The following is a 13,736-nucleotide window of genomic DNA, read 5'->3' as shown; positions in this document are numbered from 1 at the left end:
TTGAATAGGGGTGCTTTTTCGTTGTCGCAAACACAGAAAAAACGTACAACAGTTGATATATACGGTCAGCAATATGTAATCGTAGGAACGGAAAGTTCTAGCCATATCCGGTTAGTAGCCTCGATGGTAGACGATAAAATGAGAGAAATAGGTTCCAAGAATCCTTCTTTAGACGTTAGTAAATTAGCAGTATTAACGGCCCTAAATGCTATTAATGACCTAATTAATTTAAGAGATCGTTATGAGAAATTGGAAGCAGAATTAAACCGAGAAAAGGATGAAAAAAGATAATGCTAGATTTAGCTATTCTATTTATTTTTTTAATAGGATTTCTTGTAGGCCTTAAAAGAGGGTTTATTCTACAATTAGTCCATTTAACTGGCTTTATTGTGGCTTTTATTGTGGCCACCATGTATTATGATGACCTAGCACCAAAATTAACATTATGGGTACCTTATCCGCATTTGGGTGGAACCAATTCCCCGTTACAATTTATTTTTGATGGTGCAAATATGGAAGAAGCCTATTATAGAGCGATTGCTTTTGCCGTCATATTTTTTGCAGTAAAAATTGTTCTGCAAATCATAGGAGCTATGCTAGATTTCATTTCCCATATACCGATTTTAAAGCAGTTGAATATTTTGGGCGGTGGGTTTTTAGGTCTGGTTGAAGTTTATTTACTTATATTAATCGTTTTATATATAGCTGCACTATTACCAATGGACTTTATTCAAAACCCAATAAAAGATTCATCTGTTGCAAAATCTATTATTAATCATACTCCCGTTTTTTCAAAGCAAATAAAAGAAATGTGGTTTGATTATATCTCTACTAGGGGCTAATTCTAAGGGAGGTTCTCTTTAGAATTAGTCCCTCAAATTCGTTCTCTAATGAAATTTTTAAAAATATCGCATAATGATAAGGTAAGATAAGGCGGTGTTTCAAGATGGAAATGACAAAAAAAGATATTATTCGTTTATTAGAAACTATTTCTATATATATGGAATTAAAGGGTGAGAATACATTTAAGGTTTCCGCATTTCGTAAGGCAGCAGCGGCTATCGAGGCAGATGACCGCAGTTTATCTGAGATTAACGATTTCACAGAACTATCAGGTATTGGTAAGGGTACTGCATCTGTTATCGAAGAATACTTGCAATCTGGAGAATCCACTGTCCTAAAAGAGTTACAAGAGGAAGTGCCAACCGGGTTACTTCAGCTTCTTCAGTTACCAGGTCTTGGTGGGAAGAAAATTGCTAAGCTTTACTCTGAGTTAAGTATAGAAAATGTTGAGGATTTAAAAGAAGCCTGTCTTGCTAAAAAAATACAGAATTTAGCTGGCTTTGGGATAAAAACGGAAGAAAAGATACTTCAAGCAATCGAAAATATGGGGACAAGACCAGAACGTCTGCCGATTGCCTTCATGCTCAAGGTTGCTGAATTAATTGAAGCACATCTTAAAAAATTTCACGGAATAGAGAAATATTCTCGTGCTGGCAGTTTAAGAAGAATGAGAGAAACAATAAAGGATTTGGATTTCATTATATCCACTAACGACTCTGATTCTGTACGTGAACAACTGTTACAGCTACCAAAAATAAAAGAAGTCATTGCAGCAGGAGATACGAAGGTTTCCATTACACTGGAATTGGATTACGACGTCTCCGTTGATTTCCGATTAGTCAAACCACATGAGTTTGCGACTACTTTGCATCATTTTACAGGGTCTAAAGAGCATAATGTCCGAATGAGACAGCTTGCAAAGGAGCGCGGCGAAAAAATAAGTGAGTATGGGGTAGAAAATGTTGAAACGGGCGAAATAAAAACCTTTGCATCTGAGGAAGAATTCTACCAATACTTTCATCTACCTTTTATTCCTCCTGAGATTCGTGAGGATGGCCGTGAGGTTGAGGAATTCACCGCGGAGAAGCCACTTATTAGACTTGAGGATATAAAAGGTGATCTTCATATGCACTCAACATGGAGTGATGGTGCCTATTCAATTGAAGAAATGGTAGAGGCTTTTAGGGCAAAAGGATATCAGTATATAGCTATTACAGATCACTCCCAATATTTAAAAGTGGCAAACGGCTTAGATAAAGAAAGGCTAAGGAAGCAGCATGCTGAAATTAAAAGATTGAATGAAAAGTATGATGATTTTCTTATCCTTACTGGAGTGGAAATGGATATTCTACCAGATGGAACGTTAGACTATGATGATGAATTGCTTGCTGAAGTAGATGTTGTCATTGCATCCATCCATTCCTCCTTCTCACAGTCACAAGAAAAGATCATGAATCGTTTAAAAAATGCATTGATAAACGCTCATGTTGATATAATCGCCCATCCAACAGGCAGACTTATTGGTAGAAGAGAAGGATATTCAGTTGATATGGATATGCTGGTCCAATTAGCAAAAGAAACAAATACCGTTTTAGAATTAAATGCAAATCCACATCGCTTAGACCTATCTGCGGAAAATGTAAGAAAAGCCCAAGCAGCAGGTGTGAAAATTGCTATTAATACGGATGCACACCATAAAGATACTTTATCCCATATGGAGATAGGTGTATCATCAGCAAGAAAAGGCTGGATACTAAAGGAAAATGTTTTGAATGCATGTGAAAAAGATGAATTATTGAATTTTTTACATCGTCGATGAGATGTGGAAGAAAAAAGTGCATTCTTCTTTGGAAGAAACAAAAGAATTTCTTCCTTTGAACGAAATAGATGGTAAAGGGGAGGTATCTCCATGCAACAAAGAGTTTTAAAAGTATTAGAATTTGAAAAAGTAAAAGAACAGGTTTTGGAATTTACTTCTTCTACACTAGGTCAAGAAAAAGTAAAAAGCTTAGTTCCTTCAAAGCAATTTGATGAAGTTGTAAAATGGCAGGAAGAAACAGATGAAGCGGCAAAAGTATATCGCTTAAAAGGGAATGTTCCACTTTCAGGCATTTATAATATTCGTTCACATGTGAAAAGATCAGCTATCGGAGGAACGTTAAGTCCGCAAGAATTAACTCAGGTGGCCAGTACGATTCGAGTAAGTAGACAAATTAAACGCTTTATCGAGGATATGGTGGATGAGCAAGTAGAATTACCCATCCTTAGCCAATATGTAGGAAAAATCATCGTTCTAGCAGATTTAGAGCAAAGAATTAGAAATGCCATCGATGAGAGCGGTGAGGTACTTGATAGTGCAAGTGACACCTTGCGTTCGTTAAGACAACAATTGCGCTCAAACGAATCACGGGTCCGTGAAAAATTAGAAAGCATGATTCGATCTTCCAATGCACAGAAGATGTTATCGGATGCGATTGTAACAATTCGTAATGATCGTTTTGTTATCCCGGTTAAACAAGAATACCGTGGTCATTATGGTGGTATTATTCATGACCAAAGCTCATCAGGACAAACACTTTTTATTGAACCACAAGCCATAGTCCAATTAAATAACCAGCTACAAGAAATAAGGGTTAAGGAACAGTTAGAGATTGAAAGAATCTTAATGGAACTTACTGCTTATGTAGCTGAATTTGAACAAGAGCTCTTAACGATTGTCTATGTTTTAGGTGAATTAGATTTTATGTTTGCAAAAGCCAGATACGCAAATAAAATTAAGGCATCTAAACCTTTAATCAATCAGGATGGAAAAATTGCTTTATACAAAGGAAGACATCCGTTAATTCCAAAAGATGAAGTTGTTGCAAACGATGTATTTCTAGGTAAGGATTACACAACGATTGTCATTACGGGACCGAATACTGGTGGTAAAACAGTTACATTAAAAACAGTTGGTCTATGTGTTTTAATGGCACAGGCTGGATTACAAATCCCTGCTTTAGATGGTTCAGAAGTAGCGGTTTTTGATAGTGTTTACGCTGATATAGGGGATGAACAATCCATCGAGCAAAGCTTAAGTACCTTCTCATCTCATATGGTGAATATCGTGGATATTCTTCAAAAAGTTGACTTTAATAGTCTAGTTCTTTTTGATGAATTAGGAGCCGGGACGGACCCGCAAGAAGGAGCGGCGTTAGCCATCTCTATTTTAGATGAAGTGTATCGTCGCGGTGCCAAAGTAATTGCGACCACTCATTACCCTGAATTAAAAGCCTACGGCTATAACCGACCTGGAGTCGTAAATGCAAGCGTGGAATTTGATGTTGAAACATTAAGTCCAACCTATAAGCTTCTCCTTGGGGTTCCTGGAAGAAGTAACGCTTTTGAGATTTCAAAGCGATTAGGTTTAAGTGAACATGTCATTAATAATGCGCGTAATCAAATCAGTGACGATACAAACCAAATTGAAAATATGATTGCTTCTCTTGAGAAAAGTAAGAGAGAAGCTGAAAATGACCGCCAGGACGCTCAGGACTATTTCAAACAAGCAGAGAAGCTTCATAAGGACTTACAAAATCAGATGATTGCTTTTTATGAAGAAAAGGATACAATGCTTGAAAAGGCTCAAGAAGAAGCGGCCGAACTAATTGAAAAGGCAAAAGCTGAAGCTGAATACATTATTCGTGAACTTAGAAAGTTAAGAATAGAGAAAAATGCTGAAGTAAAAGAGCATGAATTGATTGAAGCAAGAAAACGGTTAGAAGAAGCCACACCGAAGGTTAATAAGTCAAAAAAGACAACCTCCTCCAATAAAAAGGCACACACTTTTACATCTGGTGATGAAGTAAAGGTTTTGACCTTTGATCAAAAAGGAACACTTATTGAACAAACTTCAGACAAGGAATGGGTTGTTCAGATTGGTATTCTAAAAATGAAGGTCAATGAAAAGGATATGGAATACATTAGTACTCCAAAACAAAAGGAAGTAAAACCTGTTGCCGTTGTAAAGGGCAAGGATTTTCATGTTAGCTTAGAATTAGACCTTCGCGGTGAGCGGTATGAAAACGCACTCCATAGAGTGGAGAAATATATTGATGATGCCTTACTTGCCGGTTATCCACGTGTCTCCATCATACACGGAAAAGGTACTGGAGCCCTTAGACAAGGAGTTACGGAGTATTTGAAAAACCATCGCTCGGTGAAAAGAGCTAGATTTGGTGATGCCGGAGAAGGCGGCATCGGTGTAACAATAGTAGAATTTAAATAAATGGCAAACTTTTTAATTGGGGCGTAACTTAAACATAGTCGCCCTTTTTAAGAGCCAAGTTGAGGAGAAAACATGATGAATCCATTTTGGGAGAATGAATTTATTCGAACAGCTGCCAATTATAGTGTTGTCATCCTTTGTATGATTGTCTTTTTGGCAATCTTTGAACTCGTTACCAAATATAAAAACTGGGATGAAATAAAAAGGGGAAATATCGCTGTTGCGATGGCAACAGGAGGGAAAATCTTTGGTGTAGCTAATATTTTCAGATTCTCTATTATGCAACACGATAGTCTTTTGACAGTTATCAGCTGGGGTGTTTTTGGCTTTATTCTTTTATTAATTGGATATTTTATTTTTGAATTTCTAACACCAAATTTTAGAATTGATGAAGAAATCGAAAAGGATAACCGTGCGGTTGGTTTTATTGCCTTAATCATCTCAGTTGGGCTATCCTTTGTTATTGGTGCAGGAATTTTGTAAGGAGAGAACAAGTTGGAAAGATTAGCCAAGATTTTACTGATTCTTTGTGGAGCTTTTATCTTGATAGGACTTATCTACATGTTATTTTTTGTATAAGCTATCCTAATAAACTTTTTAAACTGCCTAGTAATCTAGGCAGTTTTTATTTTTTAAGGCTAGTCCAACTTTCTTTCTGATTGTCTAAAAAACATTACTATATTATAATAGGAGATAGATGTAAAATTTGAATTTTTAAATAATTCAAAAAAGGGAGGTTCTTCATGACACATGAAAAGCCATGGTTGAAACATTACCCACCCGAGATCCCGCATACAATATCAATGGAATCTGAACCAGTTCAGCACTACTTAGTGAAAGCGGCAGAAAAGTATCCTGAAAAGGTCTCGATTCATTTTATGGGAAAAGAATTTAAATTTAAAGAGGTTTATGAAAAGTCCCTAAAGCTTGCAGCATATTTGCAGCAACTAGGGATAGGTAAAGGCGATCGTGTTGCCATTATGCTGCCCAATATACCTCAAGCAGTTATTAGCTATTTCGGAATACTGCTGGCTGGGGGCATAGTGGTTCAAACAAATCCGCTTTATATGGAGAGAGAACTTGAATATCAAATGATTGATTCAGGGGCTAAAGCCATCATAACTCTGGAAATTTTATTCCCAAGAGTAACTAAAGTCATGCCAAAAACGAATTTAAAACATGTAATTGTAACCGCTATCAAGGATGCACTGCCATTTCCTAAAAACCTAGTCTACCCATTTATGCAAAAGAAACAGTATGGAATGGTTGTGAATGTTAAGCATGAAGGAACGAACCATTTGCTAACTGAAATATTTAAACAGCCAAAGAGAGATGTAAAGATCTATGATTTTGATTTTGAAGAAGATCTTGCTCTATTGCAATATACTGGGGGAACAACAGGGTTTCCAAAAGGGGTTATGCTTACACATAAGAATCTTGTATCTAATGCTGTGATGTGTCAGGGTTGGATGTATAAGTGTAAACCCGCAGGAGAAAAAGTGTTAGGAATCCTTCCTTTTTTTCATGTGTATGGAATGACAACCGTTATGATTTTATCGATCATGCAAGCTCATGAAATGATCCTATTGCCGAAATTTGATGTTGAAACAACGTTAAAAACCATTCAAAAGAAAAGACCAACCTTATTTCCAGGGGCTCCAACGATTTATATTGGATTATTAAATCATCCTGATCTGAAAAAATATGATTTATCTTCTATTGATTCCTGTATTAGCGGGTCAGCACCGCTCCCAGTAGAGGTCCAACAAAAATTTGAAGAAGTAACCGGAGGCAAATTGGTGGAAGGATATGGTCTAACAGAATCCTCACCTGTTACTCATTCTAATTTCCTTTGGGATCGTCCTAGAGTGAAGGGAAGTATTGGGGTCCCTTGGCCAAGTACAGATGCTGCCATTTTTTCTATGGAGACGGGTGAACCATTACCACCAGGAGAAATAGGTGAACTTGCTGTAAAAGGTCCTCAAGTCATGAAAGGATATTGGAATAAACCAGAAGATACTGCTCAAACGTTAAGAGATGGATGGCTATTAACTGGTGATTTAGGTTATATGGACGAAAAGGGATATTTTTATATTGTGGATCGTAAAAAAGATATGATTATAGCCGGTGGCTTTAATATTTATCCTAGAGAAATTGAAGAAGTGTTATATGAGCATCCTAATGTACAAGAGGTTGTGGCTGCAGGTATTCCTGATCCATATCGTGGCGAAACGGTTAAGGCATATATTGTATTAAAAGAAGGAACAAGTACGACTGAAGAAGAATTAAATGAATTTGCGAGAAAACATTTGGCGGCATATAAAGTTCCTCGAATATATGAATTTAGAAAAGAATTGCCGAAAACTGCAGTTGGAAAGATTTTAAGAAGGGCCTTAGTAGATGAAGAAAAGAAAAAGAATGAAGAAATAAAACAGGCCTAATGACCTTGAGTCGATTTTCGACTCTTGATTTTTGCGTAAAGCTTGTCCAACATGGCATAATGGAAATATCCAAATACCCAAATCAAAATAGTAATGTCATCTTGACATCAATGAAGTTTCTTACTATTATAGAATTATGAATGACTATTCATTCATTTTGTTAAGTAGTAAGGAACTTTTTTGGAGTTGAATGAAATGAAAAAAAATAAACCTAAATATATGCAAATTATTGATGCTGCTGTTATAGTGATTGCAGAAAATGGCTACCACCAGGCTCAAGTTTCAAAGATAGCAAAACAGGCAGGAGTTGCTGATGGTACAATATACCTATATTTTAAAAATAAAGAAGATATACTCATCTCACTTTTTCAAGAAAAGATGGGAACCTTTGTTGAAAAAATCGAACAAAAAATTGCAGGAAAAGACAGCGCAGTAGAGAAATTATTAATGATGGTAGAATCGCATTTTCAATTACTTGCAGACGACCGCCACTTAGCCATCGTCACTCAATTAGAATTAAGACAATCAAATAAAGAATTACGTCTAAAAATTAATGATGTTCTAAAAAATTATTTAATGGTTGTCGATAAAATTTTAATAGAGGGAAAAGAAAATGGTGAGTTTAACCAAGAGCTGGACGTTAGACTTGCTCGACAAATGATTTTTGGAACAATGGATGAAACCATTACATCCTGGGTAATGAATGAACAAAGATACGATTTACCATCACTTGCACCAGCTGTTCACCAGCTCCTAATCAAAGGCTGTGGTTATCATCAATCATCCATGTCTTAATGGGGTATTTCTTAAGGGGGATATGAAGATGGAATTTTTAAATTGGTCGTATGAAGAAAGGATTGCTACAATCACAATCCAACGACCTCCTGCAAATGCGTTATCTTCTGGGCTTTTAAAAGAGTTATCATTAGTATTAGATGAAATTGAAGGCAATAGTGAGATTAGAGTCATCGTTATTCATGGTGATGGCCGCTTCTTTTCCGCTGGAGCTGATATTAAAGAGTTTACAGAAGTTCAATCAGAAGAAGAATTTTCAAAGCTTGGTGAATTCGGTCAAAATCTTTTTGAACGAATGGAGAAGTTTCCAAAGCCCATCATTGCGGCCATACACGGTGCTGCCCTTGGTGGTGGTTTAGAGCTTGCGATGGCATGTCATTTCCGACTTGTTACAGAAACAGCAAAATTGGGACTACCAGAACTGCAGCTTGGTTTAATTCCCGGATTTGCTGGCTCACAACGTTTACCGAAGTATGTAGGAGTTGCAAGAGCAGCAGAAATGCTTTTCACTAGTGAACCTATCACTGGAGTTGAAGCTGTGCAGTATGGTTTAGCGAATCATGCTTATCCTGACAATGAACTAATGGAAAACGCTTACAAGATTGCTGGAAAAATTGCCAAAAAGAGCCCTGTTTCGATCCGTGCTGCTATTGATCTTCTCAATTATTCGAAAACTCCAGAATTTTATGCTGGTGTTAAACAAGAAGCTATATTATTTGGTAAAGTGTTTGGATCTGCCGATGGTCAAGAAGGAATTCAAGCCTTTTTAGAAAAAAGAGAACCACAATTTAAAGGGGAATAATTTTTTTATCATAATTTTTCAAAATACTTAAAACTGACGAATTATTCAGGAGGGGACACAATGAACATCTATGTTTTAATGAAAAGAACTTTCGATACTGAAGAAAAGATTACGATTTCCGGTGGGAAAATTAATGAAGATGGTGCAGAATTCATCATTAATCCTTATGACGAATATGCGGTGGAAGAAGCTATACAAGTTCGTGATGCACACGGCGGTGAGGTAACCGTTATATCTGTAGGAAACGAAGAGTCTGAAAAGCAATTAAGAACTGCTCTTGCTATGGGCGCTGATAAGGCTGTTTTAATTAATACAGAAGATGATGTAGAAAATGGTGACCAATTTACTACTTCTAAAATTATCGCTGAATATTTAAAGGATAAAAATCCTGATCTCATTATTGCCGGTAATGTGGCTATTGACGGAGGTTCAGGACAAGTAGGTCCACGTGTCGCTGAGTTGCTTAATATCCCTTATGTAACGACTATTACGAAGCTAACAATCGACGGTTCAAATGTAAGTATTGTTCGCGATGTAGAAGGTGACTCAGAAGTAATTGAAACGACTCTTCCTTTACTTGTCACTGCACAGCAAGGACTTAATGAACCTCGTTATCCGTCTTTACCAGGTATCATGAAAGCGAAGAAAAAGCCATTAGACGAGTTAGAGCTTGATGACTTAGATTTAGAAGAAGAAGATGTTGAAGCTAAAACTAAAACGATTGAAATCTATTTACCGGCTCAGAAAGAAGCAGGGAAAGTGTTGTCCGGTGATTTAGGTGATCAAGTGAAGGAATTAGTAAAACTTCTTCATACTGAGGCAAAAGTAGTTTAATATATTCGGTTTATTAAATTCATAGATTGATAGCACAGGAGGTTAAACAAATGGCGAGAAAAGTATTAGTATTAGGTGAAGTACGTGATGGTTCCCTTCGTAACGTTTCCTTTGAAGCCGTTTCAGCAGGTAGAACAGTTTCAGAAGGCGGAGAAGTGGTAGGAGTTTTAATTGGTGATTCTGTAAGCGCTTTAGGACAAGAATTAATCCAATATGGTGCAGATCGTGTTGTAACGGTAGAAGGTGAAAAACTAAAGTCATATACTTCGGACGGTTTTTCACAAGCACTACTTGCGGTATTAGAAGCTGAAAAACCTGAAGGCCTTATTTTAGGTCATACGGCTTTAGGAAAAGATTTAGCTCCTAAAATGGCTGCTAAGCTTCATGCAGGATTAATTTCTGATGTAACTGCAGTAGAAGTAGTAGGCGGAAATGTTGTCTTCACTCGCCCAATCTATTCAGGGAAAGCGTTCGAAAAGAAAATCTTTACTGAAGGTTTACTATTTGCATCTGTTCGCCCAAATAATATTGGCGTTTTGGATAAGGATGAGTCAAGACAAGGTGAAGTTTCTACTATATCTGTAGATGTAAAAGACTTACGTACTGTCATTAAAGAAGTAGTTCGTAAAGCAACAGAGGGTGTTGACTTATCTGAAGCAAAAGTAGTTGTAGCTGGTGGTCGTGGAGTGAAGAGCGAAGATGGTTTTGAACCATTAAAAGAGCTTGCACAAGTACTTGGCGGGGCTGTAGGTGCATCACGTGGAGCTTGCGATGCTGAGTATTGTGATTATTCTCTTCAAATTGGCCAAACAGGTAAAGTTGTTACACCTGATCTTTATATTGCTTGTGGAATTTCAGGAGCTATCCAGCATTTAGCTGGGATGTCCAATTCAAAAGTAATCGTTGCTATTAACAAGGATCCGGAAGCAAACATTTTTAAAGTAGCTGACTACGGTATCGTTGGAGATTTATTCGAAGTTGTTCCAATGTTAACGGAAGAATTTAAAAAATTAAAGGTTAATGCATAAATTACCTAAGAATGGCTGACTATGTTCAGCCATTTTTTATTTTTTTGCGAATACAGAAACCTTTAAAGGGGAATTTTAGTTAAGGAGCAAATTATTAGCATGATTTGACATTGAATGATATACTGACCTTAGTTTTTAGTATTTATATTAGGAGGCATTTCGATTATGGCTATTTCACACGTAACTGATCAAAACTTCTCTTCTGAAACAAGCAATGGCGTTGTTTTAGCAGATTTCTGGGCTCCATGGTGCGGACCTTGTAAAATGATTGCTCCAGTATTGGAAGAACTTGACTCTGAAATGGGAGACAAAGTAAAAATCGTTAAGTTAGATGTTGACGATAACCAAGAAACAGCTGCAAAATTTGGTGTAATGAGCATCCCAACACTTATCGTATTCAAAAACGGTGAAGCAGTAGATAAGGTTGTTGGATTCCAACCCAAAGAAGCATTAGCAAACGTTCTTAACAAGCACCTTTAATAGTATATTGCTTTTAAAAGCCCTTAGTTTACTAGGGCTTTTTTCTTTTGTAGAAAGCTTTAATAAAGGAAGGACCAGGAGTATAATGAAAAGGTTACTATGTTAATAATTTACCTTTAAAAGGGGTGGTCAGAATGAACGAGACCATAAAAAATAAATTGTCCCTGCTACCTGATCAGCCTGGTTGTTATCTCATGAAGGATCGTCAAGGTACAGTCATTTATGTAGGAAAAGCTAAAATTTTAAAAAATCGAGTACGTTCTTATTTCACTGGTTCTCATGATGGTAAAACATTGAGATTGGTTGGTGAGATCGAGGATTTTGAATATATTGTTACATCCTCTAACATAGAGGCTTTATTGCTTGAAATCAATTTAATTAAAAAACATGATCCCAAATATAATATCATGCTGAAGGATGATAAAAGTTATCCTTTTATCAAGTTAACGGCTGAGAGACATCCGAGACTGATTACAACGCGCCAAGTGAAAAAAGATAAAGGAAAATACTTTGGGCCATATCCTAACGTTCAGAGTGCAAATGAGACAAAAAAATTATTGGATCGCTTATATCCGTTAAGAAAGTGTAACACCCTCCCTGATCGGGTGTGTCTTTACTACCATATGGGTCAGTGCTTGGCCCCTTGTGTAAAAGAGGTAAGTGAGTCTGAATATAAACAGCTAACCGATGAAATCACTAGATTTTTAAATGGGGGCTATAAAGACATTAAAAAGGATCTTTCTGAAAAGATGACAGCAGCGGCAGAAGAATTAGATTTTGAAAGAGCAAAAGAGTTTAGAGATAAAATACTCCACATTGAAGCAACAATGGAAAAACAAAAGATAACGATGACGGATTTTACTGATCGTGACGTTTTTGGTTATGCAGTGGATAAGGGTTGGATGTGTGTTCAAGTATTTTTTGTAAGACAAGGTAAATTAATAGAGCGTGATATTTCTCTTTTCCCTATTTATAATGAGCCAGAAGAAGAAATCTTAACGTTCCTTGGGCAGTTTTATACAAAGGCTAATCATTTTAAGCCAAAAGAAATATTGATTCCCCATTCTATTGATTCTGCCATAGTAGAAGAACTTTTGGAGGTTAAGGTGATACAACCCCAAAAAGGGCAGAAAAAAGAACTAGTTAAATTAGCTGAAAAGAACGCAACCATTGCACTAAAAGAAAAGTTTTCTTTAATTGAAAAGGATGAGGACCGAACCATTAAGGCTGTTGAGAACTTAGGAGCAGCAATGGGGATTTATACTCCGCATCGAATTGAAGCCTTTGATAACTCGAATATTCAAGGGACAAATCCAGTATCAGCAATGATTGTGTTTATAGATGGTAAGCCTGAAAAGAAAGAATATCGGAAATACAAAATCAAGTCAGTTGAGGGACCGGACGATTATGAATCCATGAGAGAGGTAGTGCGTCGCAGGTATACTCGTGTACTCCAAGAAAACTTACCACTCCCAGATTTAATTATTGTGGATGGTGGGAAGGGGCATATAGAGGCTGTTCGAGATATTCTTGAAAACGAATTAGGCTTAGATATCCCATTAGCTGGCCTTGCAAAAGATGATAAGCATCGCACTTCACAGCTTTTATTCGGAAATCCACTGGAAATGGTTCCCTTAGGAAGAACGAGTCAAGAATTTTACTTGTTACAAAGAATACAAGATGAGGTTCACCGTTTTGCCATTACCTTTCATAGACAGATTCGTGGAAAAGGAGCTTTCCAATCTCTACTTGATGAAATCGAAGGGATTGGAGAAAAACGTAAAAAAGCGCTACTTAAGCATTTCGGGTCTTTGAAGAAAATGAAGGAAGCAAAGTTAAAGGATTTCACCTCTATTGGAATACCTGCAAATGTGGCAGACTTACTATTGAAAAAGTTGCAAGAATAAGGTTGTCGTCAAAAAATACATGTGCTATAATTAGTGAAAATTTAATAACAATCACTTTTAATTTTAATAGTGAAGGTAGAGGTGCGAGCCTTAAGAGTAAAAGTTCGGAGAAGATAGAGCTTCTGTGAAGGACTTTGAAAGGAATGTTCGCCGAAGTAAAGAAAGTCTCTTTTCTTTCTTTGCTGGTCCTGCGTTTAAGAAATGTAGGATTGTCAAGATGTGTTATCTTGGAGAGCTATCTCACATTGTGGTACGTATTTATATTTACGTTTACTAAAGCAATGAGAGACGACCTCTTATTGCTTTTTTTATTGTTTTTTTAGGAAATACTAATGTAAA

General features: G+C 36.7%; 12 protein-coding genes and 1 riboswitch. All 12 genes read left to right on the top strand.

Features of this window, described 5'->3' with window-relative positions; genetic code table 11:
- Positions 1 to 21: 21 nt before the first annotated feature.
- The 12 genes from zapA (at position 22) to uvrC (ending at position 13,397) form a co-directional block, all read left to right on the top strand.
- Entirely contained in the window at positions 22 to 291 is a 270-nt protein-coding gene (gene zapA / locus ACSBPO_RS16965) for a cell division protein ZapA (protein WP_442595360.1), read from the top strand.
- On the top strand, positions 291 to 842 hold the full coding sequence (locus ACSBPO_RS16960; protein ID WP_442595358.1) for a CvpA family protein: 552 nt from the start codon (positions 291 to 293) through the stop codon (positions 840 to 842). Before zapA ends, ACSBPO_RS16960 begins: the two co-directional genes overlap by 1 nt.
- A gap of 104 nt (positions 843 to 946) precedes the next feature.
- Entirely contained in the window at positions 947 to 2,662 is a 1,716-nt protein-coding gene (polX, locus tag ACSBPO_RS16955) for a DNA polymerase/3'-5' exonuclease PolX (RefSeq protein ID WP_442595356.1), read from the top strand.
- A 90-nt stretch (positions 2,663 to 2,752) separates the two neighbouring features.
- Positions 2,753 to 5,110 carry an endonuclease MutS2 gene (locus ACSBPO_RS16950; protein ID WP_442595354.1) on the top strand — a complete coding sequence of 786 codons (2,358 nt, stop codon included), beginning with the start codon at positions 2,753 to 2,755 and terminating at the stop codon, positions 5,108 to 5,110.
- 75 nt (positions 5,111 to 5,185) lie between these two features.
- Entirely contained in the window at positions 5,186 to 5,593 is a 408-nt protein-coding gene (locus ACSBPO_RS16945) for a DUF350 domain-containing protein (RefSeq protein WP_442595352.1), read from the top strand.
- Between the two features lie 260 nt (positions 5,594 to 5,853).
- Entirely contained in the window at positions 5,854 to 7,551 is a 1,698-nt protein-coding gene (locus tag ACSBPO_RS16940) for an AMP-binding protein (protein WP_442595350.1), read from the top strand.
- Between the two features lie 195 nt (positions 7,552 to 7,746).
- On the top strand, positions 7,747 to 8,346 hold the full coding sequence (locus ACSBPO_RS16935) for a TetR/AcrR family transcriptional regulator (protein ID WP_442595348.1): 600 nt from the start codon (positions 7,747 to 7,749) through the stop codon (positions 8,344 to 8,346).
- 28 nt (positions 8,347 to 8,374) lie between these two features.
- Positions 8,375 to 9,148 (top strand): enoyl-CoA hydratase, encoded by a 774-nt coding sequence (locus ACSBPO_RS16930; RefSeq protein WP_442595346.1) that lies wholly within the window; start codon positions 8,375 to 8,377, stop codon positions 9,146 to 9,148.
- A gap of 60 nt (positions 9,149 to 9,208) precedes the next feature.
- On the top strand, positions 9,209 to 9,982 hold the full coding sequence (locus ACSBPO_RS16925) for an electron transfer flavoprotein subunit beta/FixA family protein (RefSeq protein ID WP_442595344.1): 774 nt from the start codon (positions 9,209 to 9,211) through the stop codon (positions 9,980 to 9,982).
- A 50-nt stretch (positions 9,983 to 10,032) separates the two neighbouring features.
- Positions 10,033 to 11,010: an electron transfer flavoprotein subunit alpha/FixB family protein gene (locus ACSBPO_RS16920; RefSeq protein ID WP_442595342.1), complete on the top strand. Its 978-nt coding sequence runs from the start codon at positions 10,033 to 10,035 to the stop codon at positions 11,008 to 11,010.
- Between the two features lie 165 nt (positions 11,011 to 11,175).
- Positions 11,176 to 11,490 (top strand): thioredoxin, encoded by a 315-nt coding sequence (gene trxA / locus ACSBPO_RS16915; RefSeq protein ID WP_442595340.1) that lies wholly within the window; start codon positions 11,176 to 11,178, stop codon positions 11,488 to 11,490.
- Positions 11,491 to 11,624: 134 nt separating this feature from the next.
- On the top strand, positions 11,625 to 13,397 hold the full coding sequence (gene uvrC, locus ACSBPO_RS16910) for an excinuclease ABC subunit UvrC (RefSeq protein WP_442595338.1): 1,773 nt from the start codon (positions 11,625 to 11,627) through the stop codon (positions 13,395 to 13,397).
- Positions 13,398 to 13,465: 68 nt separating this feature from the next.
- Positions 13,466 to 13,643, top strand: a riboswitch (Lysine riboswitch).
- The last annotated feature ends 93 nt before the right edge of the window (positions 13,644 to 13,736 follow it).

Origin of the sequence: Neobacillus sp. D3-1R (genome assembly GCF_052180215.1) — a bacterium.
Classification (GTDB): domain Bacteria; phylum Bacillota; class Bacilli; order Bacillales; family Cytobacillaceae; genus Pseudoneobacillus.
This window is presented reverse-complemented; position numbering and strand designations above follow the sequence as displayed.

What these genes read in the sequence shown, in the direction of transcription:
- ACSBPO_RS16960 (WP_442595358.1), top strand. Translation starts at nt 291, where the DNA reads ATGCTAGATTTAGCTATTCTATTTATTTTTTTAATAGGATTTCTTGTA.
- polX (WP_442595356.1), top strand. Translation starts at nt 947, where the DNA reads ATGGAAATGACAAAAAAAGATATTATTCGTTTATTAGAAACTATTTCT.
- ACSBPO_RS16950 (WP_442595354.1), top strand. Translation starts at nt 2,753, where the DNA reads ATGCAACAAAGAGTTTTAAAAGTATTAGAATTTGAAAAAGTAAAAGAA.
- ACSBPO_RS16945 (WP_442595352.1), top strand. Translation starts at nt 5,186, where the DNA reads ATGAATCCATTTTGGGAGAATGAATTTATTCGAACAGCTGCCAATTAT.
- ACSBPO_RS16940 (WP_442595350.1), top strand. Translation starts at nt 5,854, where the DNA reads ATGACACATGAAAAGCCATGGTTGAAACATTACCCACCCGAGATCCCG.
- ACSBPO_RS16935 (WP_442595348.1), top strand. Translation starts at nt 7,747, where the DNA reads ATGAAAAAAAATAAACCTAAATATATGCAAATTATTGATGCTGCTGTT.
- ACSBPO_RS16930 (WP_442595346.1), top strand. Translation starts at nt 8,375, where the DNA reads ATGGAATTTTTAAATTGGTCGTATGAAGAAAGGATTGCTACAATCACA.
- ACSBPO_RS16925 (WP_442595344.1), top strand. Translation starts at nt 9,209, where the DNA reads ATGAACATCTATGTTTTAATGAAAAGAACTTTCGATACTGAAGAAAAG.
- ACSBPO_RS16920 (WP_442595342.1), top strand. Translation starts at nt 10,033, where the DNA reads ATGGCGAGAAAAGTATTAGTATTAGGTGAAGTACGTGATGGTTCCCTT.
- trxA (WP_442595340.1), top strand. Translation starts at nt 11,176, where the DNA reads ATGGCTATTTCACACGTAACTGATCAAAACTTCTCTTCTGAAACAAGC.
- uvrC (WP_442595338.1), top strand. Translation starts at nt 11,625, where the DNA reads ATGAACGAGACCATAAAAAATAAATTGTCCCTGCTACCTGATCAGCCT.